This window comes from Kitasatospora cineracea (assembly GCF_003751605.1).
In the GTDB taxonomy this organism is placed as follows: Bacteria; Actinomycetota; Actinomycetes; order Streptomycetales; family Streptomycetaceae; genus Kitasatospora; species Kitasatospora cineracea.
On sequence record NZ_RJVJ01000001.1, the window covers coordinates 2414042 to 2441022 of the forward strand.

Sequence of the window (26981 nt, forward strand, 5' to 3'; positions counted from 1 at the left end):
CCGGTCAGCGGGCGTCGCCCATCAGCCTCCCGATCCGGCCGCGGGCGGCGAACAGGCCGACGCCCGCGGCGACCGCCAGCACGCCCTGGACGGCGAAGTACCCGGTCGAGCCGACCACGTCGTCGCCGAGCAGCAGCTGGGCGAGCGCGGCCACGCAGTCGCCCGCGGTGACGGCGAGGAACCAGACGCCCATCATCTGGCTGGCGTACTTGGCGGGCGCCAGCTTGGTGGTGACGGACAGGCCGACCGGGGAGAGGGTCAGCTCGCCGGTGGTCTGGATCAGGTACACCACGGCCAGCCAGAGCGGCGAGACCTTGACGCCGCCCGAGGCCGCCGCCATGGCGAGCATCATCACCAGGAAGGACGCGCCGATCATCAGCAGGCCGAAGGCGAACTTCGCGGTGGTGGAGGGGTTGCGGCCGCGCCGGGCGGCGGCGTTCCACAGCCAGGCGAAGACCGGGGCCAGCGCCATGATGTACAGCGGGTTCAGCGACTGGAACCAGCTGGACGGGAAGTCGAAGCCGAACAGGCTCCCGGCGGTGTTCTGCTCGGCGAACACGCTCAGGGTGGAGCCGGACTGGTCGTAGATCATCCAGAACACCGCGGCGGCCACGAAGAACCACAGGTAGCCGCCCATCCGGGAGCGCTCCTCGCCGGTCAGGTCGCGGTCGCGGCGGATCCGGGCGAACACCAGCGCGGGGATCGCGATGCCGGCCAGCGACAGCGGCCAGATCGCCCAGGAGACGGTGAAGTGCCCGGTGCCGGCCACCACGCCGTAGAACACGGCGGCGGCGGCCAGCCAGATCCCGGCCTTGCGCAGCACCGCGCGGCGCTCGTCCCGGCTCATCGGCGCGGCGACGACGTTCGAGGCCGGGCTGAGGTGGCGGCTGCCCAGCAGGTACTGGACCAGGCCCAGCGCCATGCCGACACCCGCCAGCGCGAAGCCCAGGTGCCAGTCGACCTGCTGGCCGACGGTGCCGATCACCAGCGGCGCGAGGAAGGCGCCGAGGTTGATGCCCATGTAGAAGATGGTGAAGCCGCCGTCGCGGCGCGAGTCGTCGTCCTTGTCGTAGAGCTGGCCGACCATCGTGGAGATGTTGGCCTTCAGCAGGCCGGAACCGATCGCGATCGGGACCAGGCCGGCGAAGAAGAACCCCTTGTTGGGGACGGCGAGCATGAAGTGCCCGACCATGATGATCAACCCGCCGAGGGCGACGGTGCGCCGGGCGCCGAGCAGCCGGTCGGCGATCCAGCCGCCGGGCAGCGCGAGCAGGTAGACCATGGCGTTGTAGACCGAGTACACGGCGGCGGCGGTGGCCGCCGGGACCTCCAGACCGCCCTTGGTCGCCTCGGTGGTCATGTAGATCACCAGCAGCGCGCGCATGCCGTAGAAGCTGAAGCGCTCCCAGGTCTCGGTCATGAAGAGGGTGGCCAGGCCGCGGGGGTGGCCGAGGAAGGTCCGTCCGGAGGTGGGGGAGGGCCGTACCTCGGACTCCAGGGTGGTCGAAGCCATGCTGATTCCTTGCCTGTTTTCTCGGGTTCCTCACCACTCTAAGTCGCGGATTCGACTGACTGCGGAGAGTGAATGGTATGCAGAAGGTAAAGTCTGGCGGCCGTGCACCGTGCATTTTGATGCCGTGGCCGGAAGATTACCTGTGATGCCAAGGGGGCTGCGAAGAATGTCCGTGAAAGTGCAGTTACTGCCGCAGGTGCCCGCCGACCGCAGATGATCACCGGCTGTGACGGTGTTCACAGCGCCCGGCCCGGGCGCGCCGGGACTGCCCGAGACCCCCTGATCAGCGGCCGCCGCGCGGTCTACCATCGCCCCTATGACCTGTGTGCTGCTGGCCGAGGACGACCCGGCAATCTCCGAACCGCTGGCCCGCGCCCTGCGCCGCGAGGGCTACGAGGTGCTCGTCCGCGAGGACGGGCCGGCCGCCCTGGGCGCCGGCCTCAGCGAGGACGTCGACCTGATCGTGCTCGACCTCGGGCTCCCCGAGATGGACGGCCTGGAGGTGTGCCGGCGGCTGCGCGCCGACGGCAAGAGCTTCCCGGTCCTGGTGCTCACCGCCCGCGCCGACGAGGTGGACACCGTGGTCGGCCTGGACGCCGGCGCCGACGACTACGTCACCAAGCCGTTCCGGCTGGCCGAACTGCTCGCCCGGGTCCGGGCCCTGCTCCGCCGCGGCAACGTGGACCAGCTGACCACCGGCGCGCACGGCGTCAAGATCGACATCGAGTCGCACCGCGCCTGGCTCGGCGAGGAGGAACTCACCCTCTCCGCCAAGGAGTTCGAGCTGCTGCGGGTCCTGGTGCGGGACGCCGGACGGGTCGTTACCCGCGAGGAGATCATGCGCCAGGTCTGGGACACCACCTGGTGGACCTCCACCAAGACCCTGGACATGCACATCTCCTGGCTGCGCAAGAAGCTCGGCGACGACGCCGCGAACCCGCGCTACATCGCCACCGTGCGCGGCGTGGGCTTCCGCTTCGAGAAGAACTGACCGCAGCCCGAGAAGAACTGACCGCAGTCCGGGAACAACCGACCGGAGGACCCGCGGCGGACCCGACCGCGGCGGCCCGAACCGAACCGAAGGACCGCCCGGCGTGAAGCGCAGGATGATCAACTCGCTGCTGGGCGTCGTCCTGGTGGTGGTCACGGTGTTCTGCGTGCCGCTGGCCCTGATCGAGAAGCAGTCGATCGTCAACGCCGCCAACGACCGGGTGGACGCGGTGGCGGTCCGGGTGCTCGGCCTGGTCGAGAGCCGGCTCGCCGCGGGCGAGCCGGTCAGCGGCGAGAAGTTCGCCGCCGTCGTCACCGACGAGTACCACGTCACCGTGGACATCCCCGGGCAGCCGCAGATCGCCCTCGGCCAGCCGGTCCGGGGCGACGCGCTGTCCGCCACCGAGCCCGGCGCCAGCGGGGAGACCGTCACCGTCGCGCAGTCCCGCACCGCGCTCGACCACGAGATCGGCAACATGCTGCTGCTGCTCGGCGTGGTCGCGCTGCTCGCCGTCCAGGCCGCCGTGGCGCTCGCCGTCTGGCAGGCCAAGCGCCTCGCCCGGCCGCTCACCGACCTCGCCGAGACCGCCGAGCGCCTCGGCTCCGGCGACCCCCGCCCGCAGGGCCGCCGCTACGGCGTGCCCGAACTCGACCGGATCGCCGAGGTGCTGGACACCAGCGCCGAACGGATCGCCCGGATGCTCACCGCCGAACGCCGGCTCGCCGCCGACGCCTCGCACCAGCTGCGCACCCCGCTCACCGCGCTCTCCATGCGGCTGGAGGAGATCACCGCGCTCGCCGAGGACCCGGAGACCGTCCGGGAGGAGGCCACCATCGGCCTCCAGCAGGTCGAGCGGCTCACCGACGTGGTGCAGCGGCTGCTCACCAACCAGCGCGACCCCAACAGTCCCACCGCGGTGACCTTCGGGCTCGACGAGGTGGTCAAGCAGCAGGTCGAGGAGTGGGCCCCGACCCTGCGCGACAGCGGGCGCCGGCTGGCCATCGAGGGCCTGCGCGACGCCCGGGTGATCGGCACCCCCGGCACCGTCTCCCAGGTGCTCGCCACCCTGATCGAGAACTCGCTGATGCACGGCGCCGGCACCATCACGCTGCGGGTGCGCCGCTCCGGCAGCTCGGTGGTCGCCGAGGTCCAAGACGAGGGCGCGGGCGTCCCCCGCGAACTCGGCAACCGGGTCTTCGAACGGGCGGTCAGCGGCCGCAACTCCACCGGCATCGGACTGGCCGTCGCCCGCGACCTGGCCGAGGCCGACGGCGGCCGGCTCGAACTGCTGTCGCTGCGGCCGCCGGTGTTCGCGCTGTTCCTCGCCCACGGGGGCGAATGAGCCTCCCCCGCGGGGGAGTTCGCGTGCTTCCGGCCCGGGTCCGGTCCGCCGCTCAGTTCGCCAGGGTGCGGCTCGGCTCGGCGGCCAGCAGCAGCTCCGCCTCCTGCACCACGGCGGGCTCCCCCTGCACCGCGGCGGGCTCCTCCAGCTCCGGCATCGCCTTGAACACCCAGGTGCGGTAGGAGACGAAGCGGAACACGGTGGCCACTACCAGGCCCAGCACCTTGCCGCCCAGCTTCTCGAACGGGGTGTCCAGGCCCAGGACGTACTGGGTGAAGCCCAGGGTGCCGGTCTCGATCAGCATGCCGATGCCGCTGAACAGCAGGAAGAGGGTGATCTCCCGCTTGCGGGAGGCGGCGTCGCGGTCCCGGTACAGCCAGTACCGGTAGCCCAGGTAGTTGGTGGCGATGGCCACCAGCGTCGCGGCGATGTTGGAGCGCAGCGAGGCCAGGCCGACGCCGTTGGTGAGGATCCAGAACAGGCCGAAGTTGACCACCACGCCGCTGGCGCCGATCACGGCGAAACCGATCGCCTCGGCGGACAGCCCGCGCATCCGCTGGGTCAGGGAGGGACGCGTCTCGGTGCTGGTCGTCATCCGGGCTGTCTCCGTCTGCTTCACATGATCGGATAAGTGGTGTTCTACGATCCGGCCCACCAGGCTACCCGCAATCCCCGCGGCCTCACCCCCGCCCCGGTGCGAGAAGCCCCGCCGCACGCCGGAACGGGCGTCGCGCCCGCCGGTGCCGAGCCCTCCCACCGGCCCGGATATCCTGGGGCGCGTGACTGTAGCGGGCAATGCGAACTTTCCAGTGGTCGGAGTCATCGGCGGCGGGCAGCTCGCCCGCATGATGCACCAGGCGGGCATCCCGCTGGGCATCCGCTTCAAACTCCTCGCCGACACCCCCCAGGAGTCGGCCGCGCAGGTGGTCGGCACCACCGTGCTCGGCGACTACCGCGACCTCGACACGCTGCGGGCCTTCGCCGCCGACTGCGACGTGATCACCTTCGACCACGAGCACGTGCCCACCGAGCACCTGCGCACCCTCCAGGCCGAGGGCATCGCCGTCCGCCCGGGCCCGCACGCGCTGGTCAACGCCCAGGACAAGGGCGTCATGCGGGCCCGGCTCGACTCCATCGGCGTCCCCTGCCCCCGGCACCGGCTGGTCGCCGACCCGGCCGACGTCACCGCCTTCGCCGAGGAGGGCGAGGGCTACCCCGTCGTCCTGAAGACCGTCCGCGGCGGCTACGACGGCAAGGGCGTCTGGGTCGTGAAGGACGAGAGCGAGGCCGCCGCCCCCTTCCTGGCCGGCGTCCCCGTGCTCGCCGAGGAGAAGGTCGACTTCCTGCGCGAACTCGCCGCCGACGTGGTCCGCTCGCCCAGCGGCCAGGCCGTCGCCTACCCGGTCGTCGAGTCCGTCCAGGAGAACGGCATCTGCGCCGAGGTCACCGCCCCCGCGCCCGACCTCGACCCCGCCCTCTCCGACGAGGCCCAGCAGCTCGCCCTGCGGATCGCCGGCGAGCTCGACATCACCGGCCACCTCGCCGTCGAGCTCTTCCAGACCCGCGACGGCCGCATCCTGGTCAACGAACTCGCCATGCGCCCGCACAACTCCGGCCACTGGACCCAGGACGGCGCCGTCACCTCCCAGTTCGAGAACCACCTGCGCGCCGTCCTCGACCTCCCGCTCGGCGACCCCCGCCCCCGCGCCAAGTGGACCGTCATGGTCAACGTCCTCGGCGGCGACTACCCCGACATGTACCGCGCCTTCCTGCACTGCATGGCCCGCGACCCCGGCCTCAGGATCCACATGTACGGAAAGGACGTGAAGCCCGGCCGCAAGGTCGGCCACGTCAACGTCTTCGGGGACGACCTCGAAGACGTCCGCGAGCGCGCCCGCCACGCGGCCGCCTACCTGCGAGGAACGATCACCGATTGACCCGGAAGTCCCTTCGGCCTCGCGGCCGGGCCGCCGTGCGCGAGCACGGTGGCCGGGACGACTTCCTGCTTCGTCGACGACTGCCCGCCCGGAGTGCTCCGTTGAGGTCCTACGCCGTCTCCACAGGCTGCAACCGCCAGTCCGGCGGCCAGGACGTTGCGCGCCGCGTTGACGTCCCGGTCGTGGACGGCGCCGCAGGCGCACTCCCACGTGCGGACGTGCAGCGGCAGGTGGTCGCGGACGGTTCCGCATGCGCCGCACAGCTTGGAGCTGGGGAACCAGCGGTCGACGACGACCAGCTCCCGGCCGTACCAGGCGCACTTGTACGCCAGCATGCTCCGGAGTTCGGCCCAACCGGCGTCCGCGATCGCGCGGGCGAGCCTGCGGTTCCTGAGCATGCCGCGCACCAGCAGGTCCTCGACCACGACCGCTTGGTTCTCACGGACGAGTCGGGTGCTCAGCTGGTGCAGGAAGTCCCGGCGCCGGTCGGCGATCCGGGTGTGGATGCGGGCCACCTTGCGGCGGGCCTTCTCCCGGTTCGCCGAGCCCTTCGCCTTGCGGGCCAGCTCGCGCTGTGCCCGGGCCAGACGCTCGCGGTCGCGGCGCTCGTGCCGGGGGTTGGCGATCTTCTCACCAGTGGAGAGCACCGCCAGGTGTGCGATGCCCAGGTCGACGCCCACGGCGGTGCGCGACACGGGCAGCGGTCGCACGTCCGGGTCCTCGCACAGCAGCGACACGAACCAGCGCCCCGCCGCGTCACGGCTGACGGTCACCGTGGACGGGACCGCGCCCTCGGGCAGCGGCCGCGACCAGCGGACCTCCAGCGGTCCGGCCGTCTTCGCCAGCGTCAACTGCCCGTCCCGGTAGCGGAACGCCGAACGCGTGTACTCGGCAGCGGCCCGCGAACGCTTCCGCGACTTGAACCGCGGATGCCCCGACCGCCCGGCGAAGAAGCCGGCGAACGCCGCCTGCAGGTGCCGCAGCGCCTGCTGCAACGGCACGCACGACACCTCGGACAGGAACGCCAGCTCCGCCGTCCGCTTCCACCCCGTCGGCATCGCCGACGTCGCCCCGTACCCGACCCGCTCCCCGCGCTCCGCCCACGCCTGGGCACGGGCGGCCAGCGCCAGGTTGTAGACCAGCCGCACGCACCCGAACGTGCGCGACAGCTCGGCCGCCTGCGCATCCGTCGGGTAGCAGCGGTACTTGAACGCCCGCTTCACGTGAGTGGTCGCCACGACGCACACGCCAGAACCCGCCACTGACAGTGCGTCAGTGATCACCTGCTGTGCCACCGGACCGTCCCGATGACAGTCCGGCCCGCCCGCTCCGGTCCAAGCTCCGGGGCACCTATGAGAGGACTCCCCATGACTCAGTCCCCCCTTGTCGGCATCGTGATGGGCTCCGACTCCGACTGGCCCGTGATGGAGGCCGCCGCGCAGGCGCTCGACGAGTTCGAGATCCCGTACGAGGTCGACGTGGTCTCCGCGCACCGGATGCCGCGCGAGATGGTGGCGTACGGCGAGCGGGCGCACGGGCGCGGGCTGAAGGCGGTCATCGCCGGGGCCGGCGGGGCCGCGCACCTGCCCGGGATGCTGGCGTCGGTGACGCCGCTGCCGGTGATCGGGGTGCCGGTGCCGCTGCGGTACCTGGACGGGATGGACAGCCTGCTGTCGATCGTCCAGATGCCCGCCGGGGTGCCGGTGGCCACCGTGTCGGTCGCGGGCGCGCGCAACGCCGGGCTGCTCGCGGTGCGGATGCTGGCCGCGTTCGACGCCGAACTCGCCGAGAAGATGGTCGAGTTCCAGGCCGAGCTGAACAGCCAGGCCACCGAGAAGGGCCGCAAGCTGCGCGCCAAGGTCGCGGGGAACGACTCGTTCGGCTTCGGCAAGTAGTAGAACGGGGGGATGACCCCCGAACTGCTCGACCGCGCCCGGGCCGTCCTGCGCACCACGCCGGTGGTGGACGGCCACAACGACCTGCCCTGGGCGATGCGCGCCCAGGCCGGGTACGACCTCGACGCCGTGGACCTGGCCGCGGACCAGAGCCACCGGCTGCACACCGACCTCGGCCGCCTGCGGGCGGGCGGGGTCGGTGCGCAGTTCTGGTCGGTGTACGTGCCGGCCGAGCTGGCGGGGGACGACGCGGTCAGCGCCACGCTGGAACAGGTCGACTTCGTCCGGGCGATGGCCGAGCGGCACCCCGGGCACCTGCGGCTCGCGCTGACCGCCGACGAGGTGGAGGCCGCCCGCGCCGAGGGCCGGATCGCCTCGCTGATGGGCGCCGAGGGCGGACACTCCATCAACTCCTCGCTGGCCACCCTGCGGGCGCTGTACGAGCTGGGCGTGCGCTACCTGACGCTCACCCACAACTCCAACGTGCCGTGGGCGGACTCCGCCACCGACGAGCCGGTGCACGGCGGACTGACCGCGTTCGGCGAGGAGGTGGTGCGGGAGATGAACCGGCTCGGCATGCTGGTCGACCTCTCGCACGTCTCCGCCGACACCATGCGCGACGCGCTGCGGGTCTCCGAGGCCCCGGTGGTCTTCTCGCACTCCTCGGCCCGCGCCGTCTGCGACCACCCGCGCAACGTCCCCGACGACGTGCTGGTCCAACTGCCCGCCAACGGCGGCGTGGTGATGGCCACCTTCGTGCCCAAGTTCGTGCTGCCCGCCGCCATCGAGTGGACGCTCGCCGCCGACGCCAACATGCGGGCCAAGGGCCTGCACCCGCTGGAGACCACCCCCGAGGCGATGGCCGTGCAGCGCGCCTACGAGGCCGAGCACCCCCGCCCGGTCGCCACCGCCGCCACCGTCGCCGACCACCTCGACCACCTGCGCGAGGTGGCCGGCGTCGACCACATCGGCCTCGGCGGCGACTACGACGGCACCGCGTTCACCCCGGCCGGCCTGGAGGACGTCGCCGGCTACCCGGTGCTGGTCGCCGAACTGCTGCGCCGCGGCTGGTCCGAGGCCGACCTGGCCAAGCTGACCTGGCACAACGCGGTGCGGGCGCTGCGCGGCGCCGAGACGGTCGCCACCCGGCTGCGGGCCGAGCGCCGCCCCTCGATCGCCACCCTGGCCCGGCTGGACGGCGCGTGAACCACGGGCTTGACCTCGCCCCTGGGGCAGGGGGCAGCGTTGCCGGTGCGGAGGAGGAACGGCTGCTCACCACCGGTGAGTTCGCCCGCCGCGGCCTGCTGTCGCCGAAGGCGCTGCGGCTGTACGACCGGCAGGGACTGCTGCCGCCGGACCGGATCGACCCGGACAGCGGCTACCGGTACTACCGGCCGGAGCGGCTGGCCACCGCGCGGCTGATCGTCCGGCTGCGCGGCCTGGACATGCCGCTGGCCACGGTCGCCGAGGTGCTCGCCCTGCCGGGCCCCGCGGCGGCCGAGCGGGTCGCCGCGTACTGGGCCGCCGTCGAACGGCGGACCGCCTCGCAGCGGACGCTGGCCGACCACCTCCGCGTCCAACTCAGCGGACTCGAAGGGATCGACGAGATGTACCGGATCGAACAGCGCGACGTGCCCGAGCAGCTGGTGCTCACCGAGCAGCGCCGGGCCGGGCCGGAGGAGCTGGACCGCTTCATCCCGGAGGCCACCGCCCGGCTGGCGGCGGTGGCCGAGGCCCACGGCGGGGTGGCGGCCGCCCCCTTCGTGGTCTACCACGGGGACGTCAACGAGGACGCCGACGGCCCGGTGGAGGTCTGCGTCCCGGTCGACCCGGCCCGCGCCGCCGGCCTGACCGCCGCGCACCGCACCGAGCCCGCGCACCGGGAGGCGTACACCACGGTCACCAAGGCGCAGGTGGAGTACCCGCAGATCCTCAGCGCGTACGACGCCGTCTGCGCGTGGATGGAACGGGCCGGCACCCCGCGCACCGGCGCCGGCCGGGAGGTCTACTTCGCGGACTGGGCGACCGCCGGGCCGGCCGACGAGGTCTGCGACATCGCCTTCCCGATCGGCGCGCCGACCGGCGGCTGACCCGCCGCTACAGCAGCGGCAGCTCGATCGCCGGGCAGCGGTCCATCACCATGTCGAGGCCGGCCGCGCGGGTGCGCGCGTAGGCCGCCTCGTCGATGACCCCGAGCTGGAACCAGACCGCCTTCGCGCCCGCGGCCACCGCCTGGTCGGCGACCGGCCCGGCCAGCTCGGAGTTGACGAACACGTCCACCACGTCGACCGGGAACGGGATCTCGGCGAGCGAGGCGTAGCCCGGCTCGCCGAGCACCGTCTCGGCCTTCGGGTGCACCGGCACGATCCGCTTCCCGGCCCGCTGCAGCACCCGGGCCACGCCGTACGCGGCGCGCGCGGTGTTGTTCGACAGGCCGACCACGGCCCAGGTGTCGCCGGAGGAGGTGAGGACCTTCCGGACGGTGGCGTCGTCTGCGTAGCTCATGCCGGGGAGAACGGACGGCCGGGCCCGGTCATTCCGGGCCCGGCCGTCGCGCGTGCGCGGGGCGGGTCACTCCGCGGAGGGGCGGCCCATCGCGCGGTAGGTCCAGCCGGCGGCCCGCCAGGCGTCGCCGTTCAGCACGTTGCGGCCGTCCACGAGGTGGCGCTCGGCGACCACCGCGCCGACCTCGGCCGGGTCGAGCTCGCGGAACTCCTGCCACTCCGTCAGGTGCAGCACCACGTGGGCGCCCTCGGCGGCGTCCAGCGGGGAGGCGGCGTAGGACAGGCCGGGGAACATCTTGCGGGCGTTGTCCATCGCCTTCGGGTCGTAGACGGTGACCTGGGCGCCCTGCAGCTGGATCTGCCCGGCCACGTTCAGCGCGGGCGAGTCCCGGATGTCGTCCGAGTTCGGCTTGAAGGCCGCGCCCAGCACCGCGACCCGGCGGCCCAGGAAGCCGCCGCCGCACTGCTCGCGGGCCAGCTCCACCATCCGGGAGCGGCGCCGCATGTTGATCGAGTCGACCTCGCGCAGGAAGGTCAGCGCCTGGTCCGCGCCCAGCTCGCCGGCCCGGGCCATGAACGCCCGGATGTCCTTGGGCAGGCAGCCGCCGCCGAAGCCCAGGCCCGCGTTCAGGAACTTGCCGCCGATCCGGGCGTCGTACGACAGCGCCTTGGACAGCTGCACCACGTCGGCGCCGGCGCTCTCGCAGACCTCGGCCATCGCGTTGATGAAGGAGATCTTGGTGGCCAGGAAGGAGTTGGCGGCGGCCTTGACCAGCTCGGCGGTCGGGAAGTCGGTCACCACGAACGGCACGCCGTCCGCGATCGGCCCCGCGTACACCTCGCGCAGCACCTGCTCGGCGTGCTCGCTGCGCACGCCGACCACCAGCCGGTCCGGGTGCAGGGTGTCGCCGACGGCGAAGCCCTCGCGCAGGAACTCCGGGTTCCAGGCCAGTTCGGCCTGCGCCCCGACCGGGGCCAGCTCGGCCAGCCGGGCGGCCAGCCGGTTCGCCGAGCCCACCGGCACCGTCGACTTGCCGACGACCAGGGCGGGCCGCTCCAGCAGCGGGGCCAGCGAGTCCAGCGCGGAGTCCACGTAGCTCATGTCGGCCGCGAACTCGCCCTTGCGCTGCGGGGTGTTGACGCAGATGAAGTGGACGTCGCCGAAGGCCGCGACCTCCTCCCAGGAGTCGGTGAACCGCAGCCGCCCGCTGGACCCCTCGTGGCCCGCCACGTGCTTGAGCAGCAGCTCCGACAGCCCGGGTTCGTACATCGGCACCCGGCCGGCGGCCAGCGCGGTCAGCCGGTCCCGGTCGATGTCGAGACCGAGGACCTCGAACCCGAGCTCCGCCATGCACGCGGCATGCGTCGCGCCCAGGTAGCCGGTGCCGATCACCGTGATGCGGGGAGCCATACGCGTTTCCTTCAGTTCAGTTCGGGGCCGTACCAGTGGTGGGCCGCGGCCGCAGCCACTGATGTTAGCCGTCCGCCGGACGTAGGCGGTCTGCAGATATTACGGTTCCGGCGCGAAGGTCTGTGCAGGAGGTTCACAATGCCGCCATGACTTCCAAGGGGCGGCACGACGAGCCGGACGAGGACCCCGGCCCGCTGAGCATCTTCGACCGCGACGAGGACGACGACGAGGACGGTGGGCCCGACTCCGACGGGGACGGGCCGGGGCCGGGCCCCGCCCCGCGCCGGCGCCGGGGCCGGCGGCTGCTGGCGTGGACGCTGGCGGTGCTGCTGGTGCTGGTGGGCGGGGCGTTCGGCGGGCTGCTCTGGGCGGCCGACCACTACGCCTCCTCGGTGCGGCGGATCCCGGACGCCTTCCCGACGCTGCCGGCCTCCGAACAGCCGCCGGCCGTCCCGCACAGCGGCCAGACCTTCCTGCTGGTCGGCCTGGACGCCCGTTCCGACGAGCCGACCACCGGCAAGGACGCCAAGGCCCCGGCCTGGCAGGTGGGCGCCCAGCGCAGCGACACCATGATGCTGATGCACATCTCGGCCGACCGGAAGTCGGTCGCGCTGGTCTCCATCCCGCGCGACACCTGGGTGCCGGTTCCGGGCCACGGCAGAGCGAAGATCAACGCCGCCTACTCCTGGGGCGGCCCCGCGCTGACCGTCCGAACCGTCCAGGACCTCACCGGGATCAGGATCGACCACCTCGCGGTGATCGACTGGAACGGCTTCCGGGCCCTCACCGACGCGGTCGGCGGCGTGGACATCACCATCCCGCGCACCATCGAGGCCAAGGGCGACGCCCGCGAGTGGCTGGCCGGCACCCACCACATGGACGGCGCCGAGGCGCTGCTCTACGTCCGCGAGCGGCACGGCCTGCCCAACGGCGACCTCGACCGCACCAAGCGCCAGCAGAACTTCCTGCGCGCCCTGATGCTCAGGACCATGAGCTCCGGCACCCTCGCCAGCCCGTCCAAGCTCACCGGCCTGCTCGGCACCATCGGCGACGTCGCCAGCGTCGACGACCGCCTCAGCAACACCGACCTCTACGACCTGGCCTGGAGCCTGCGCGACATCCGCCCCGACGGCGTGCACTTCATGAACGCCCCCTTCGGCGGCTTCGACACCGTCGACGGCCAGGACGTGGTCCTGATGGACGACGGCGCCGCGAGCGTGCTGTGGACCGCCATGCGCACCGACCGGATGGACGACTACCTTGCCGAGCACCGCACCAGCGCCGACACCCTCGGCCGGGACGTCAGCTGAACCCGGGCCCGCCCTGTTGCCCCGGTCACCTGCCGCCGGGGCGCCCCCGACCCTAGGATGGCCACTACTTAACGGTAATTAACGTGAGGGGCGAGCAACATGGCGGGCAACTCCGGGGCGGACTTCGACCTCTACCGGCTCGGCGAGGAGCACGAGATGCTCCGGGAGTCGGTGCGTTCGCTGGCGGAGGCGAAGATCGCTCCGTTCGCGGCGGCGGTGGACGAGGAGGGGCGTTTCCCGCAGGAGGCGCTGGATGCGTTGCGGGCGGCGGATCTGCATGCGGTGCACGTGCCGGAGGAGTTCGGCGGTGCGGGGGCGGACGCGTTGGCGACGGTGCTGGTGATCGAGGAGGTGGCGCGGGTATGCGCGTCGTCGTCGTTGATCCCGGCGGTGAACAAGCTGGGTTCGCTGCCGGTGCAGTTGTCGGGTTCGGAGGAGTTGAAGGCGAAGTACCTGGGGGCGCTGGCGCGGGGCGAGGGCATGTTCTCGTACTGCCTCTCGGAGCCGGAGGCGGGCTCGGACGCGGCGGGGATGCGGACGCGGGCGGTGCGTGACGGGGACTTCTGGGTGCTCGACGGTGTGAAGCGGTGGATCACCAACGCGGGCGTCTCGGAGTACTACACGGTGATGGCGGTGACCGATCCGGAGAAGCGCTCGAAGGGGATCTCGGCGTTCGTGGTGGAGAAGGGCGACGAGGGCGTCTCCTTCGGCGCGCCGGAGAAGAAGCTGGGCATCAAGGGCTCGCCGACGCGTGAGGTGTACTTCGACAGCGTGCGGATCCCGGCGGAGCGGATGATCGGGGCGGAGGGCACCGGTTTCGCCACCGCGATGCGCACGCTCGACCACACCCGGGTCACGATCGCGGCGCAGGCGCTGGGCATCGCGCAGGGCGCGCTGGACTACGCGAAGGGGTACGTGAAGGAGCGCCGGCAGTTCGGGAAGGCGATCGCGGACTTCCAGGGCGTGCAGTTCATGCTGGCGGACATGGCGATGAAGCTGGAGGCGGCGCGGCAGCTCACCTATGCGGCGGCGGCGAAGTCGCAGCGCGGCGACGGTGACCTGACGTTCTTCGGTGCGGCGGCGAAGTGCTTCGCGTCGGACGCGGCGATGGAGATCACGGTGGACGCGGTGCAGTTGCTGGGCGGGTACGGGTACACCCGGGACTACCCGGTGGAGCGGATGATGCGGGACGCGAAGATCACCCAGATCTACGAGGGCACCAACCAGGTCCAGCGCATCGTCATGGCCCGCAACCTGCCCTGACCGCCGACCGGTTCGCGCCCCTGCTCGCTCACCCGCCGACCGGTTCGCGCCCCTGCTCGCTCACCCGCCGGCGCTCCCCGACCTTCCGGGCCGGGGCGCCGGCCCAGATCTCGCCGGGTCCGGTGGAGCGGGTGAGGACGGCGTTGGCGCCGACCACGGTGTCGGCGCCGACGGTCAGGGTGCCGCTCTTGCAGACGATCTTGGCGCCCGCGCAGACCACCACGCCGTCCTCCAGCACCACCCGCCGCATCGCGGACAGCTCCTGCGGGACCCACGGGTCGGCCCGGCCGATGGTGACGCCGTTGTACAGCGTGACGTTCGCGCCCAGCGTGGTGTACGGGTGCAGGACGGTGCCGAAGCCGCGGTGGAACACCACCAGGCCGGGGCCGATCTCGGCGGCGGCCGGCACCTCCATCCCGTAGAGGGCCAGGGCCTCCTGGACCAGGCGGCCGAACGGGCGGCTGCGGCGGCGGTAGATGAGGGCGGTCACCAGCGACATGGCGGACATTGTCCTGCCCGGCCCCCCGACCCGCCGTCAACGACGCGCCCCGCGGCGGCAGTTCGGATTCGCCGTACGAATTCCGAACGCCGCCGCGGGGCGCACCCCCTCAGCGGGCGGTCACTTCACGTCGGGGACGGCGGTGTCGTTCTTCATCGCGTCGAAGACCGCCTTGGACTTCGCCGGGTCCCACTTGACCGCGGACTCGCCGGTGGGCGTGTGGTAGTCCGGGTTGCCGATCGGGACGGTGATGGTCTTGCCGTCGCCGCCGGTCACGCCCTTCATGGCGAGGAACATCGAGCCCAGGTCGGTCAGCCCGGCGTCGTCGTCGACGATCACGGTGTCCAGGCCGGCCGAGACCAGCGGGTAGAAGGTGAACGGGTTGAGCAGGGTGGTCGGCGAGGCGGCCTGCTTGGCCAGCGCGCCGAGGAACTTCTGCTGGTTGCGCATCCGGCCGAGGTCCTGGTCGGCCATCTGGTGGCGCTGCCGGACGAAGGCCAGCGCCTGCTTGCCGTTCAGGGTCTGGGTGCCGGCCTGCAGGTCGAGGCCGGAGTCCTTGTCCTTGACCGGCTGGTCGATGGTCATCTCGACGCCGCCGACGGCGTCCACCAGGCCGACGAAGCCGGCGAAGCCGATCTCGGCGTAGTGGTCGATCCGCAGGCCCATGTTGGTCTCGACGGTCTGCACCAGCAGCCGGCCGCCGCCCGCCGCGAAGGCCGCGTTGATCTTGTGGGTGGCGGCGGGGACGGTCTTGCCGCTGCCGGAGGTGTCCTGGTGCGCCGGGATCTGCACCCAGGAGTCGCGCGGGATCGACATCAGGGTGTTCCCGTTGTCGCCGATGTGCAGGATCATCATCGAGTCGCTGCGCTTGCCCTCGGCGGAACCGGTGTGCAGGTCCTGCTCGTCGGCGTCGGTCAGGCCGGCCCGGCTGTCCGAGCCGACGATCAGCCAGTTGGTGCCCTTGCCCGCGGCCGGGCGGCCCGGGTAGTCGGCCAGCACGTTCTCGTGGTGCAGCTTGCCGTCCGCCCAGAAGTAGGTGCCGACCATGGTGACCAGCAGGGCCAGCACCAGGCCGAGCACCGAGTAGCCGACGACCTTCTTGCGCGAGCGGCGCGGCCGGGCCCCGGGCCCCGCCCCGGGGGCCGCCCCGCCGGGCCGCTGCGGCTCGGACGGCTGCTGACCGTAGGGCTGCCGGCCGTACGGGGGCTGCCCGCCGCCGCCGTGGGGCGGTTGCCCGCCGCCGTACGGGGGCTGCCCGCCGGGGCCTTGGCCCGGGCCGGGCGGGCGGCCCGTGGTCGGCCGGTCCTGCTGGGCGGGGCGGGAGAGCGGGACGCCCGCGCCGCGCGGATTCAGCTCCGGCGGCAGCGGCGGCTCGGCCGCCGGTCCGCCCTGGCCCCGCGCCGCGTCGCCCTGCCCGTATGCGCCGCCCCCCGGGCGCTCCTGCCACGTGTTCATGGGGGAAGGATGCCCGAACCGGGCGCCGCGCAGTGATCGCGGAGGCGCTGCGGGCCCCGTTGTGGCCGTTTTGATGCAGGGCGCGGACGGTTCCGGGGAGTGTTCACCAGGCGGGCACGGCCTTGACCCGCCGAAACCGGGCGTGTTTGCATGACGGCATGGAGCAGCTTCAGGTCCTCACCCGTCGGCGGCACGTCGACCACGGCCGGGTGTCCTGTTCGCTGTGTCGCGGCTGACGATGCCCGCCGCGCGCACTCACCCCAGGCGACCTGCGCCCTCGCCTCCCCTCTCCGCTCCCTTTCCCGGCCGCGCCCTGCCCGCGGCCGTACGCCCCGAGGTGACTCCATGGCCGTGATCCTGTCCGTCTCCGGCTCCCCGTCCGCGACCTCCCGCACCACCCGGCTGCTGCGCCACGTCGACCGCCGGCTCGCCGCCGACGGCCACCTGGTGCACCCGCTGGACGCCCGCGCCCTGCCCGCCGCCGCCCTGCTCGCCGCGGACACCTCGGACCCGGCGATAGCCCGGGCCGTCGAGCTGTTCGAGCGGGCCGACGGCGTGGTGATCGGCACCCCGGTCTACAAGGCCGCCTACTCGGGCCTGCTGAAGGCCCTGCTCGACCTGCTGCCGCAGTACGCCCTGCGCGGCAAGACGGTGCTGCCGCTGGCCACCGGCGGCTCCACCGCGCACGTGCTGGCGGTGGACTACGCGCTGCGGCCGGTGCTCAACGCGATGGGCGCCGGGCACGTCACCCAGGGCTGGTTCGTGCTGGACCGGCACGTCGGGGTGCGCGAGGACGGCACCACCGAACTGGAGCGCGAGACCGAGGTCCTGCTCACCCCGGTGGTGGACGCCTTCTCCGCCGCACTCGCACCCCGCGCGGAACTCGCCACCACCGGCTGACCGTTCGTCACATCGGAGGGCCTCGACCGGGGCCCGGACCCTCAGACCGCGCCGCGGCAACCCCTAGGGGAGAGGGCCCGGGCCCCGGACGCATTCCCGGGACGGGGCTCAGCCCGGTGGAGGACGACCGGCCCCGACCGCCGCTCCTACCGTGGAGCCATCCCCCCAGCCCCACCACGAAGGTGGTGCTGGCCCCACCCCGAAGACGGATGCCTGCTGGATTCCGCGACCGGGGCGGTGCCCGGAAAGCTGGGGGCCAACGGGTGGACCCACAGCGAGGAGCATTCAGTGACCACGGCAGCGAGCGCCGCTCACCTCTCACACCTGCCGGAGCGCGGCACCGCCGCCGCCCAGGCCCGGCAGGTCACCAAGGCGTACGGCGCGGGGGAGACCCGGGTGACGGCGCTCGACGCGGTCGACGTGGACATCGAGCGCGGGCGCTTCACCGCCATCATGGGCCCCTCCGGGTCCGGCAAGTCCACGCTGATGCACTGCCTGGCAGGGCTGGACGCCGTCTCCCAGGGCCGGATCTGGATCGGCGACACCGAGATCACCGGCCTGAAGGACAAGCAGCTGACCCGGCTCCGCCGGGACAAGATCGGCTTCATCTTCCAGGCGTTCAACCTGCTCCCCACACTGAACGCGGTGGAGAACATCACGCTGCCGATGGACATCGCGGGCCGCAAGCCCGACCGCGCCTGGCTGGAGCAGGTGATCGACACCGTCGGCCTGTCCGGCCGGCTCAAGCACCGCCCCGGCCAGCTCTCCGGCGGCCAGCAGCAGCGCGTCGCGGTGGCCCGTGCGCTGGCCGCCCGCCCCGAGATCATCTTCGGCGACGAGCCCACCGGCAACCTCGACTCCCGCTCCGGCGCCGAGGTGCTCGGCTTCCTGCGCCGCTCGGTCGACGAACTCGGCCAGACCATCGTGATGGTGACGCACGACCCGGTGGCCGCCGGCCACGCGGACCGGGTGCTGTTCCTCGCCGACGGCCGGATCGTCGACGAGATGCACAACCCCACGGCCGACACCGTCCTGACCCGCATGCGCCGTTTCGACGGCAAGCGCACCAGCTGAGACGGGGCCGGAAGACATGCTGCTCAAGACCTCGCTGCGGAGCTTCTTCGCCCACAAGTGGCGCCTGGTGCTCTCCCTGCTCGCCGTGGTGCTCTCGGTCGCCTTCGTGGCCGGCACCCTGGTCTTCTACAACACCGCCACCAGCACCTTCGACAAGCTGTTCGCGGCCACCGCCTCCGACCTCTCGGTCGCCAAGGCCAAGGACGAGATGGCCCAGCGCGGCGGCCCCGCCGCGATCCCCACCATCCCGGTCGGCACCCCGGCGAAGCTCGCCGCCGAGCCCGGCGTCAAGGCCGCCCTCGGCCAGGTCATGGTCTCCACCGCCGTCCTGGTCGACCCGGCCACCAACAAGCTGGTCGGCCCGACCACCGGCGCCCCCACCCTGACCGGCAACTGGACGGACACCCCGCGCAACTCGGTCGACGTCACCTCCGGCCACGTCCCGCAGGGCGCCGACCAGATCGTGCTGGACGCCGACACCGCCAAGAAGTCCGGCCTCGGCCTGGGCGCCCGGCTGCGGGTCATCACCGACAGCGGCGACCACGACTTCACCATCTCCGGCATCGCCACCTTCCGCACCACCAACCCCGGCGCCGCCCTCGCCTTCCTGGACACCCCCACCGCCCAGCAGGTGCTGCTCGGCACCGAGGCGTACACCTCGGTCGAGGTGTTCGGCGACGGCAGCCGCAGCGACGAGCAGCTGAAGGCCGCCGCGCTGGCCGACCTCGGCAGCGGCTTCCAGGCCAAGACCGCCGCCGAGCAGCAGCAGGAGAACGCCGACGACGTCGGCTCCTTCCTCGACTTCATGAAGTACGCGATGCTCGGCTTCGCCGTCCTGGCGGCCGGCGTCGGCGGCTTCCTGATCGTCAACACCTTCTCCATGCTGGTCACCCAGCGGACCAGGGAGATCGGCCTGCTGCGCGCCATCGGCGGCAGCCGCTCCCAGGTCAACCGCTCGGTGCTGACCGAGGGCCTGATCCTCGGCGTGCTCGGCTCCACCCTCGGCATCGGCGCCGGCCTCGGCCTGGCGCTCGGCCTGATCCAGCTGATGAAGGCCGCCGGGATGAACCTGGACGCCACCTCGCTGGACGTCACCTGGACGGTGCCCGCCGTGTCGTACGCGGTCGGCGTGCTGGTGACGCTGTTCGCGGCGTTCGTGCCGGCCCGCCGCGCCTCCCGGATCACCCCGATGGCCGCGCTGCTCGACCACGCGGCCCCGCCCGAGCCCCGGGCCAACCGGATCCGGGTCGCGGTCGGCGCCCTGGTCACGGTGCTCGGCGCCGCCGCCCTGGTGCTGGCCGGCACCTCCACCGGCTCCACCGGCGGGATGCTGATCGGCCTCGGCGTGCTCGCCACCCTGGTCGGCGCCGTGGTGCTCGGTCCGCTGCTGGTCTCCGGCCTGCTCCGGCTGCTCGGCGGCGCGCTGCCCGCCCTGTTCGGCCCGGCCGGCCGCCTCGCCCAGCGGAACGTGATGCGCAACCCGCGGCGCACCGGCTCCACCGCCGCCGCCCTGATGATCGGCCTGGCCGTGGTGATCGGCGCCTCCGTGGTCACCTCCTCCATGGTCACCTCGGCCACCGCCCAGATCGACAAGTCCGTCGGCGCCGACTACATCGTGGCCGGCGGCCGCACCGGCCTCACCCCGGCCATGGCCGACGCGGTCGGGCACACCGCGGGCATCGACCACATCACCCGGCAGAAGTCCGTCCCGGCGGACCTCACCACCCCCGACGGCACCCGCACCGAGACCGAACTGGTCGCCGCCGACCCGAGCTTCACCCGGGACTTCCGGCTGCCGCTCGCCGCCGGCACCGCCGAGGGCGTCTTCGCCGAACCCGGCGGCCTCTCGGTCGACCAGAAGTTCGCCGACGCGCACCACCTGAAGGTCGGCGACCCGATCACCGTCGGCTACGACAAGGGCCGCACCCAGACCCTCAAGGTCGCCGCCGTCCTGAAGACCGGCAACCAGCTCTTCGACGGCAACTTCTTCACCGGCATCCCCACCGTCTCCGCCGCGCTCGGCGGCGAACTGCCCGCGGACTCCGCGGTGTTCGCCGGCGCCTCGGCCGGCGCCGACAAGGCCGAGGTGCTCACCGCCCTGCAGAAGTCCCTGGAGGGCTACCCGCAGCTGACGGTCAAGGACCAGGCCGGCTACAAGGAGATGATCAAGTCCCAGGTCGACCAGCTGCTCTACATGGTCTACGGCCTGCTCGGCCTGACGATCGTGGTCGCCGTCCTCGGCGTGGTCAACACCCTGGCCCTGTCGGTGATCGAGCGGACCCGGGAGATCGGCCTGCTGCGCGCCATCGGCCTCTCCCGCCGCCAGCTGCGCCGGGTGGTCCGGCTCGAATCGGTGGTCATCGCCCTGTTCGGCGCCGTCCTCGGCACCGCGCTCGGCCTCTCCTGGGGCGTCACCGCCCGGTCCGTGCTGGCCGACCAGGGCCTGACCGCCCTGACGATCCCGACCGGCACCGTGGCCGTGGTCCTGGCCGGCTCCGTGCTCATCGGCCTGATCGCCGCCCTCGTCCCGGCCTTCCGGGCCGCCCGGATGAACGTGCTGGCCGCCATCGCCTCCGACTGACCCCGCCCCGACGGCGGGCCCGGCGGGCCGGAAGCGTTCCGACGCTTCCGGCCCCGCCGCGTTCCCGGGGCCGGGCCGCGCCCTCGGGGCCGGGCCGCGCCCCCCGGGGTCAGGACGGGCAGCTGATCTCGCTGCCGCTCTCCGCACCGGCCACCGCCGTCGGCGACGCCGTCGGACCGGGCTTCTCGGGCGCCGCGGCCCGGGCGGCCGGGGCCGCCGAGGACGCCGCCGGGTCCGCCGGGGCCCGGTACCCGCTGCCCGCGACCACCTGGAAGGTCGGGCCCAGGCCCGGCACCGGATCGAGCTCGGCGTCGGGCAGCGCGGCGGCCAGGGTCTTCACCGACTCGTCCCAGCGCGGGTCGTAGCGGATCACCGTCCGGGTGGCGGCCGGCCCGTCGCCCGGGGCGTTGGACGGCGTGCCGGTGGTGGCGAAGCCCGCCTTGCGCAGCTCGGCGTCGACCCGGAAGCCCAGCCCCTGGACGCCCGCCCCGTTGAGCACCTGCACCCGGACCTGCGCCGGAGGAATCGTTCCGGCAACGGGCGAGGCGCTCGGCCCGGCGGCAGCGGCGGCGGACGGCGCGGCGGCCGCGGCCCCGGTGAGCGGCCGCCCGGCCCGGACCGCCTCGAACAGCGCCGCCGCGCCCTTCTCGTCCCACAGCACGGTGGAGCCCCAGCCCGGCACCTGGTGGTCCACCTCGGACAGCGGCACCGTGGCGAAGTCCGCGTCCGAGGCCGACAGGTCCTTCAACCGGCCCGCGAAGTCCAGCAGTTCGGCGTTGCCCAGCCCCTTGTCGACCTTCACCGAGCGCAGCACGGTGTCCAGCACCCCGGTGAGCTTCGCCGGGTCGAGCAGGGTCCCGCCGGAGGCGGCCCGGCGCAGCAGCTGGGCCAGGAACTTCTGCTGCCGGTGCATCCGCCCCAGGTCGGAGGACCCGTCCACGTGCCGGGCCCGGACGTAGCGCAGCGCCCCCGCCCCGTCCAGCCGGGTGGTGCCGGCCGGCAGGTCCAGGCCCGAGTAGTCGTCCTTGAGCGGCTTGGGCGTGCACACCTCGACGCCGCCCAGCGCGTCCACGGTGGAGACGAAGGCGAGGAAGTTCACCTCGACGTAGTGGTCGATCCGCAGCCCGGTGTTCTGCTCCACGGTGCGCACCGCCAGCGGCGCCCCGCCCATCCCGTACGCCGCGTTGATCTTGCCCTTGGCGGCGGCCACCTGCCTGCCGGTGGCGAGGTCCTGGTGCGCGGGGATGTCCACGTAGGAGTCGCGGGGGACGGAGACCACGGTGGCCCGGCCGCGGTCCGCGGACAGCTGCACGACCATCATGGTGTCGGTGCAGTGGCAGGACTCGCCGCCCGCGTGCAGCACGTCCTTGAGGGTGGACTCCGGGATGCCCGCGCGCTCGTCGGTGCCCACCACCAGGAAGGTCGACGCCCCGTCGTCGGCCGGCCGGTCGGGGCCGCCGCCGATCGCGTCCACCCGGTCGAGCGAGGCGCCGACGCCGTTCAGCACCGCCCACCCGCCGCACGAGGTGGCCAGCACCGCGAAGGAGAGCGTGCCCGCCGCCCAGCGCCCCCACCTCCGGCGGCCGGGCCGCCGCCTCCGGGCCGGTGCGGACAGGCGGGCGGGCTGGCGCTGGTGGGGCATCTTCCGCATGCTAGGCGGGCCGGCCCGACCCGCCCGGACGGCGCGCCGGACGGGGGAGGACCCCGTCTGACAAGCGCGGTCCGACGCCGGTACGCTCGGGCACGATGAACACCAAGGCTGCTGAGGAGCTGCCGGCGGTCTCCGTGATCATGCCGGTGCTCAACGAGGAACGTCACCTGCGCACCGCCGTCCGCCGCATCCTGGAGCAGGAGTACGCCGGTGAGCTGGAGGTGGTGATCGCCCTGGGCCCGTCCGCGGACCGGACCGACGCGATCGCCGCCGAACTCGCCGCCGAGGACCCGCGGGTGCGCACCGTCCCCAATCCGACCGGCCGCACCCCGGCCGGCCTGAACGCGGCGATCCGGGCCAGCCGCCACCCCGTGGTGGTCCGGGTCGACGGCCACGGACTGCTGACGCCCGGTTACATCGCCACCGCCGTCCGCCTGCTCGACGAGATGGACGCCGCCAACGTCGGCGGCATCATGCACGCCGAGGGCGAGACCGACTGGGAGCACGCCGTCGCCGCCGCGATGACCTCGAAGATCGGCGTCGGCAACGCGGCCTTCCACACCGGCGGCCTGGCCGGCCCCGCCGAGACGGTCTACCTCGGGGCGTTCCGCCGCGAGGTGCTGGAGCAGCAGGGCGGCTACAACGAGGAGTTCATCCGGGCCCAGGACTGGGAGCTCAACTACCGCATCCGCCAGGCCGGCGGCCTGGTCTGGTTCACCCCGCAGCTCCAGGTCACCTACCGGCCGCGGCCGAGCGTGCGCGCGCTGGCCAAGCAGTACAAGGACTACGGTCGTTGGCGCCGGGTGGTCACCCGCTACCACCGCGGCTCGGTCAACCTGCGCTACCTGGCCCCGCCGACCGCCCTGCTCGCCGTGCTGGCCGGCCTGGTGCTCGGCGCCGCGCTGCACCCGGCGTTCCTGCTGCTGCCGGCCGGCTACGCCGCGGCGATCGTCCTCGGCAGCCTGCGCAGCACCGGGCTGTCGTCCAAGCAGCACCTGCTGCTCCCGCTGGCCCTCGGCACCATGCACATGAGCTGGGGCTTCGGCTTCCTCACCTCCCCGCGCCGGCTGGCCCGCACGGTGATCGCCTCCACCGCGCCCGCCCCGATCGACCCGAAGCCCACCCCCACCCCCTGACGGGGCGTCGAGGACGGTCCCCGGAACCCCGGACGGGGACCGTCCCCCCGCACTAGGCTCGCGCCATGACGAGCAGCGCCCCCCGGATCGAGGCCACCGCCGACGTCGACCCGCGCGCCACCATCGGCCCCGGCAGCACCGTCTGGCACCTCGCCCAGGTCCGCGAGGACGCCGAGATCGGCGCCGAGTGCATCATCGGCCGCGGCGCGTACGTCGGCCCCGGCGTGAAGCTCGGCGACCGCGTCAAACTGCAGAACCACGCCCTGGTGTACGAGCCGGCGGTGCTGGAGGACGGCGTCTTCGTCGGTCCCGCCGCCGTCCTCACCAACGACCTCTACCCGCGCTCGGTCGACCCCGACGGCCGGCTCAAGCGCGGCGAGGACTGGCAGGCCCGCGGCGTCACGCTGCGCGAGGGCTGCTCCGTCGGCGGCCGGGCGGTCCTGGTGGCCGGCGTCACCGTGGGCCGCTGGGCGCTGATCGCGGCCGGCGCCGTGGTCCACCGGGACGTCCCCGACCACGCGTTGATGGCGGGCGTCCCGGCCCGCCGGATCAAGTGGGTCGGCCGGGCCGGCGAGCCGCTCACCCCCGCTGCCCCCGGCCGCTGGCGCTGCCCGCGCACCGGCGAGACCTACACCGAGACGGCCCCGGAGACGCTGGTCCTGGACGCCTGAGAGCCAGGCCGGAGCCGCTACTTCGCCTTCGCCGCACAGACGTTGGTGTCGTCGGCCTGCACCCGCTGGATGTCCTTGGGCGCCTCGGTCGGCGGCGCCGACGCCGTGCCGCCCGCCCCGGTGAAGTCCTTGCCGAGCACGACGACCACGCCGTCCTTCGCACCGAGCCGGCTGCCGGGCTGCACCGCCGTCGCGGGCAGGCCGAGGGCCGCGGCGACGGCCTGCGCCTCGTCCTCGTGCCCGGCCGGGTAGGTGACCGCGCTGGTCGCCGCCGCGTCCGCGTTGTTGCCCACGACGGCCAGCGCGAAGCCCTTGCCCTGGAGGGCGGTGGCGGCCTTGCCGGCCTGGCCGGAGGCGCCGCTGCCGTTGCGGACGGTGACCTTGACGCCGGCCGCGTCGACCTGGGGCGCGGCGGGCGCGGAGGAGGCCGGCGCGGAGGGTTCGGCGGGGGCGGTCTCCTGCTGCGGGACGTCGGTCAGCGAGCGGTCCGCGGCGATCATGGCGAACAGCTGCTGGGCGTCGTTCGGCTTGAGGGCCAGCCGGTTGTCGTCCACCGGGTCGTCGATCACCGGCACCGTGGTGAAGGTGATGTTCTTGGTGTCGATCCGGGAGATGTCGAGCGCCAGGTCCTTCAGCTTGTTGACGCTGCCGATCCCGTCGTCGACGGTCAGCGCCTTGGTGGCGGCGTCGGCCAGGTCCCACAGCTTGGCGGGGTTGGTCAGGGTGTCGCTGCTCTTCATCTTGCGGATCATCGAGGAGATGAACTGCTGCTGCAGCGGGATCCGGGTCAGGTCGCCGCCGAGGCCCACCGCGTGCCGGGTGCGGACGAAGGCCAGCGCCTCCTCGCCCTGCACCACGTGCCGGCCCGCGGTCATCTTCAGGTGCGAGTACGGGTCGTTGATGTCGGTCGAGGCGCACACCTCGACACCGCCGACGGCGGTCGAAAGGGTCTTCACCGCTTCGAAGTTGACCATCATGAAGTGGTTGATCCGGACGCCGGTCAGCTTCTCGACGGTCTTCCAGGTGCAGCCGGGGTCGCGGCCGTCCTGGCCCAGGCTGGTGTTGAACATCGCCCGGGCCTCGCCGGGGATGCTCTTGTCGCCGGCCTTGCAGTCCGGGACGGTCACCATCAGGTCGCGCGGGATGGACAGCACCGTCGCGTTGGAGCGGTCCTTGGAGATGTGGAACAGCAGCGTGGTGTCCGCGTGCCCGGCCGAGCCCTCGTCGCCGTACTCGCGGCCGAGGCCGACCCGGCTGTCGGTGCCGATCACCAGGATGTTCAGCGCGTCGGTCGCCTGCGGGCGCTCCGACTCCTCGCCGACCTCGACCTTCACCGAGGAGATGTTGTTGTTGAAGTGCTGGTAGACGTAGTACGCGCCGCCGCAGCCCGCGACCAGCACCAGGCCCAGCGAACCCGCGGTCCACTTCAGCACCCGCCGCCCGCGCGAGGAGCGGCCCTTGCGCCGCGCCGCCCGTCCGCCGGGCACCGCCGTCGCGCCCCGGGCCCGCCGACCGCCGCCGACCGGCGCCGCCGCGGCGGCGTCCGCCGCCGGGGTCCGCCGGGCGCCCTGCGGGCGCGGCGCGGCACTGCGGGAACGCGCGGCGGGAGCGGGACGAGCGGCGGGAGCGGGACGGCCCGCGTCCAGGTCGAGCCGGAACTCGCCGGTCTCCGGATCGAGCACCCACTGGTCGGCGGGGTCGACGCCCGGCGTGGTCGAGTCCGCCGAGTCGCCCCGGTTCCGGTGTCCGCTGTTCATCCCGGACACCCTAGACGAGCCTGACCGCGAAACCGTCCACGATGTGATACCCGTCACCCGACGAAACGGCGGAAAACGGCGGCGGCGCGCCCCGTCCGGCCGGTTCCGCCGGACGGGAGCGCGCCGTCGCCGCACTCCACTGCCATCGCCCCAGGACTACCCGCCCCGGCGGGCCGGGCCCGTCACCCGAGACGCAGAGTCACCCGTTCGGAGTCGATCCGGCTCTGCCACTGATCCTCCGTCAACTGCCCGGAGTTGCGGCACAGGACGACCGACGCGCCCACCGCCAGCGGCGCCAGCAGGCCCGCCTCCAGGCCCGTCCAGTCGTCGAAGGACAGCGTCGAGAGAACCCGGCTCCCGCTGTCCAGGCCCAGCCGGGCGGCGCCCTCCCGGGCCAGCGCCACGGCCTGCTCGCCGGTCAGCTTCAGCGGCAGCCCGTCCACCACCGTCTCCAGCGCCACCGCCTGCGGGTCCACCGGCGAGTACGGGGCGAACCGGTCGCCCTGCCCGGGCACCTCCGCCGCGTAGTCCAGGAACCCGTCCGGCCGCTGCGGGAACCGGCCGCCCAGCGGGCGCAGCGCCAGCGCCACCCGCTCGCCCGGGCACTCCTGCGCGGCCGCCAGCCCGTCCGGCCCGGAGACCACCAGCTCGGCGTCCTTCGGCTCGCCCTGCGGCACCGCCACCACGCCCACCGACCAGCAGGCCAGCAGCCACACGGCGCTCTGCCAGTGGGCCGGCAGCAGCAGCGCCGCCCGGTCGTCCGGCGAGGCGTTCAACTCGTCCTGCAGCAGGTTGGCCGTCTTGGCCACCCAGTTGTCGAACGTCTTCGCCGACAACTCCACCCGTTCCCCGGTCGAGTCGTCGTAGAAGGTCACCAACGGGCGGGACGGGTCGGCAGCGGACCCCGGGCGCAGGAAGGCCTGCAGCAGCTCGGCGGGGGTGCGGGCGTCGGCAGCGAAAGGCGCAGTCATGGTGCACCCCAGCCTACGTCCTGCCCCCCGCCGGACGGGAGGGTGCCCGGCCCGCCGGAGGGCCGCGTCGCGTTACGCTCGCCCCTGCCCGCACCCGGCCCCCGCGGCCCCCGCCCGAAC

Annotated in this window: 23 protein-coding genes; 13 read left to right on the plus strand and 10 right to left on the minus strand. The window is 73.2% G+C overall.

What is annotated here, in order from left to right; genetic code table 11:
• Nucleotides 1-4: 4 nt before the first annotated feature.
• The gene (locus tag EDD39_RS11175) at nucleotides 5-1513 is read right to left on the minus strand and encodes a peptide MFS transporter (protein ID WP_123555254.1); all 1509 of its coding nucleotides are present in this window, start codon (nucleotides 1511-1513) and stop codon (nucleotides 5-7) included.
• Between the two features lie 316 nt (nucleotides 1514-1829).
• On the opposite strand from EDD39_RS11175, the gene EDD39_RS11180 reads away from it, so the two are divergent.
• Entirely contained in the window at nucleotides 1830-2504 is a 675-nt protein-coding gene (locus EDD39_RS11180) for a response regulator transcription factor (RefSeq protein ID WP_014136090.1), read from the plus strand.
• 103 nt (nucleotides 2505-2607) lie between these two features.
• Nucleotides 2608-3846 (plus strand): ATP-binding protein, encoded by a 1239-nt coding sequence (locus EDD39_RS11185; protein ID WP_123555256.1) that lies wholly within the window; start codon nucleotides 2608-2610, stop codon nucleotides 3844-3846.
• 52 nt (nucleotides 3847-3898) lie between these two features.
• On the opposite strand, the gene EDD39_RS11190 is transcribed toward EDD39_RS11185, so the two are convergent.
• Nucleotides 3899-4441: a GtrA family protein gene (locus EDD39_RS11190; RefSeq protein WP_162869992.1), complete on the minus strand. Its 543-nt coding sequence runs from the start codon at nucleotides 4439-4441 to the stop codon at nucleotides 3899-3901.
• A 184-nt stretch (nucleotides 4442-4625) separates the two neighbouring features.
• Between EDD39_RS11190 and EDD39_RS11195 the strand changes: the two genes are divergently transcribed.
• On the plus strand, nucleotides 4626-5783 hold the full coding sequence (locus tag EDD39_RS11195) for a 5-(carboxyamino)imidazole ribonucleotide synthase (protein ID WP_123555260.1): 1158 nt from the start codon (nucleotides 4626-4628) through the stop codon (nucleotides 5781-5783).
• On the opposite strand, the gene EDD39_RS11200 is transcribed toward EDD39_RS11195, so the two are convergent.
• Nucleotides 5756-7021 (minus strand): RNA-guided endonuclease InsQ/TnpB family protein, encoded by a 1266-nt coding sequence (locus tag EDD39_RS11200; RefSeq protein ID WP_244256675.1) that lies wholly within the window; start codon nucleotides 7019-7021, stop codon nucleotides 5756-5758. The genes EDD39_RS11195 and EDD39_RS11200 overlap by 28 nt on opposite strands.
• Before the next feature lie 129 nt (nucleotides 7022-7150).
• Between EDD39_RS11200 and purE the strand changes: the two genes are divergently transcribed.
• Genes purE through EDD39_RS11215 form a run of 3 tightly spaced genes read left to right on the plus strand, consistent with a single transcriptional unit; the run spans nucleotide 7151 to nucleotide 9768 of the window.
• Nucleotides 7151-7678, plus strand: coding sequence for a 5-(carboxyamino)imidazole ribonucleotide mutase (purE, locus tag EDD39_RS11205; protein ID WP_244256676.1), 528 nt, complete (start codon nucleotides 7151-7153; stop codon nucleotides 7676-7678).
• A 12-nt stretch (nucleotides 7679-7690) separates the two neighbouring features.
• Nucleotides 7691-8884, plus strand: a complete 1194-nt coding sequence (locus tag EDD39_RS11210; protein WP_123555265.1) for a dipeptidase — start codon at nucleotides 7691-7693, stop codon at nucleotides 8882-8884.
• Nucleotides 8881-9768 (plus strand): MerR family transcriptional regulator, encoded by an 888-nt coding sequence (locus EDD39_RS11215; protein WP_244256677.1) that lies wholly within the window; start codon nucleotides 8881-8883, stop codon nucleotides 9766-9768. Before EDD39_RS11210 ends, EDD39_RS11215 begins: the two co-directional genes overlap by 4 nt.
• Nucleotides 9769-9775: 7 nt before the next feature.
• On the opposite strand, the gene EDD39_RS11220 is transcribed toward EDD39_RS11215, so the two are convergent.
• A complete protein-coding gene (locus tag EDD39_RS11220; RefSeq protein ID WP_123555267.1) occupies nucleotides 9776-10183 on the minus strand; it encodes a CoA-binding protein in 408 nt (135 codons plus the stop codon).
• A gap of 66 nt (nucleotides 10184-10249) precedes the next feature.
• Nucleotides 10250-11593: a UDP-glucose dehydrogenase family protein gene (locus EDD39_RS11225; protein WP_123555269.1), complete on the minus strand. Its 1344-nt coding sequence runs from the start codon at nucleotides 11591-11593 to the stop codon at nucleotides 10250-10252.
• Between the two features lie 146 nt (nucleotides 11594-11739).
• Between EDD39_RS11225 and EDD39_RS11230 the strand changes: the two genes are divergently transcribed.
• Together EDD39_RS11230 and EDD39_RS11235 are read left to right on the plus strand one after the other, a co-directional pair.
• Nucleotides 11740-12903 carry an LCP family protein gene (locus EDD39_RS11230; protein ID WP_123555271.1) on the plus strand — a complete coding sequence of 388 codons (1164 nt, stop codon included), beginning with the start codon at nucleotides 11740-11742 and terminating at the stop codon, nucleotides 12901-12903.
• Nucleotides 12904-13002: 99 nt separating this feature from the next.
• Nucleotides 13003-14166: an acyl-CoA dehydrogenase family protein gene (locus tag EDD39_RS11235; RefSeq protein ID WP_123555273.1), complete on the plus strand. Its 1164-nt coding sequence runs from the start codon at nucleotides 13003-13005 to the stop codon at nucleotides 14164-14166.
• Between the two features lie 28 nt (nucleotides 14167-14194).
• On the opposite strand, the gene EDD39_RS11240 is transcribed toward EDD39_RS11235, so the two are convergent.
• Both EDD39_RS11240 and EDD39_RS11245 read right to left on the minus strand, forming a co-directional pair.
• Nucleotides 14195-14665: a serine O-acetyltransferase gene (locus EDD39_RS11240; protein ID WP_051817280.1), complete on the minus strand. Its 471-nt coding sequence runs from the start codon at nucleotides 14663-14665 to the stop codon at nucleotides 14195-14197.
• A 120-nt stretch (nucleotides 14666-14785) separates the two neighbouring features.
• Nucleotides 14786-16120: an LCP family protein gene (locus tag EDD39_RS11245; RefSeq protein ID WP_123555275.1), complete on the minus strand. Its 1335-nt coding sequence runs from the start codon at nucleotides 16118-16120 to the stop codon at nucleotides 14786-14788.
• A 345-nt stretch (nucleotides 16121-16465) separates the two neighbouring features.
• On the opposite strand from EDD39_RS11245, the gene ssuE reads away from it, so the two are divergent.
• The 3 genes from ssuE (at nucleotide 16466) to EDD39_RS11260 (ending at nucleotide 20675) form a co-directional block, all read left to right on the plus strand.
• Nucleotides 16466-17020: an NADPH-dependent FMN reductase gene (ssuE, locus tag EDD39_RS11250; RefSeq protein ID WP_123555277.1), complete on the plus strand. Its 555-nt coding sequence runs from the start codon at nucleotides 16466-16468 to the stop codon at nucleotides 17018-17020.
• 288 nt (nucleotides 17021-17308) lie between these two features.
• On the plus strand, nucleotides 17309-18094 hold the full coding sequence (locus tag EDD39_RS11255) for an ABC transporter ATP-binding protein (RefSeq protein WP_208765480.1): 786 nt from the start codon (nucleotides 17309-17311) through the stop codon (nucleotides 18092-18094).
• A gap of 16 nt (nucleotides 18095-18110) precedes the next feature.
• Entirely contained in the window at nucleotides 18111-20675 is a 2565-nt protein-coding gene (locus tag EDD39_RS11260) for an ABC transporter permease (protein WP_123555279.1), read from the plus strand.
• Between the two features lie 109 nt (nucleotides 20676-20784).
• Here the strand turns inward: EDD39_RS11260 and EDD39_RS11265 are convergent, their stop codons facing one another.
• Nucleotides 20785-22317, minus strand: a complete 1533-nt coding sequence (locus tag EDD39_RS11265; protein WP_162869993.1) for an LCP family protein — start codon at nucleotides 22315-22317, stop codon at nucleotides 20785-20787.
• Nucleotides 22318-22421: 104 nt separating this feature from the next.
• On the opposite strand from EDD39_RS11265, the gene EDD39_RS11270 reads away from it, so the two are divergent.
• Together EDD39_RS11270 and EDD39_RS11275 are read left to right on the plus strand one after the other, a co-directional pair.
• Complete coding sequence (locus EDD39_RS11270) at nucleotides 22422-23462, plus strand: glycosyltransferase family 2 protein (RefSeq protein WP_123555283.1); 1041 nt, start codon at nucleotides 22422-22424, stop codon at nucleotides 23460-23462.
• Nucleotides 23463-23527: 65 nt separating this feature from the next.
• Entirely contained in the window at nucleotides 23528-24133 is a 606-nt protein-coding gene (locus EDD39_RS11275; protein WP_123555285.1) for an acyltransferase, read from the plus strand.
• Nucleotides 24134-24150: 17 nt separating this feature from the next.
• Here the strand turns inward: EDD39_RS11275 and EDD39_RS11280 are convergent, their stop codons facing one another.
• Complete coding sequence (locus EDD39_RS11280) at nucleotides 24151-25890, minus strand: LCP family protein (RefSeq protein ID WP_123555287.1); 1740 nt, start codon at nucleotides 25888-25890, stop codon at nucleotides 24151-24153.
• A 182-nt stretch (nucleotides 25891-26072) separates the two neighbouring features.
• On the minus strand, nucleotides 26073-26861 hold the full coding sequence (locus EDD39_RS11285) for a TIGR03089 family protein (protein ID WP_123555290.1): 789 nt from the start codon (nucleotides 26859-26861) through the stop codon (nucleotides 26073-26075).
• Nucleotides 26862-26981 lie beyond the last annotated feature (120 nt).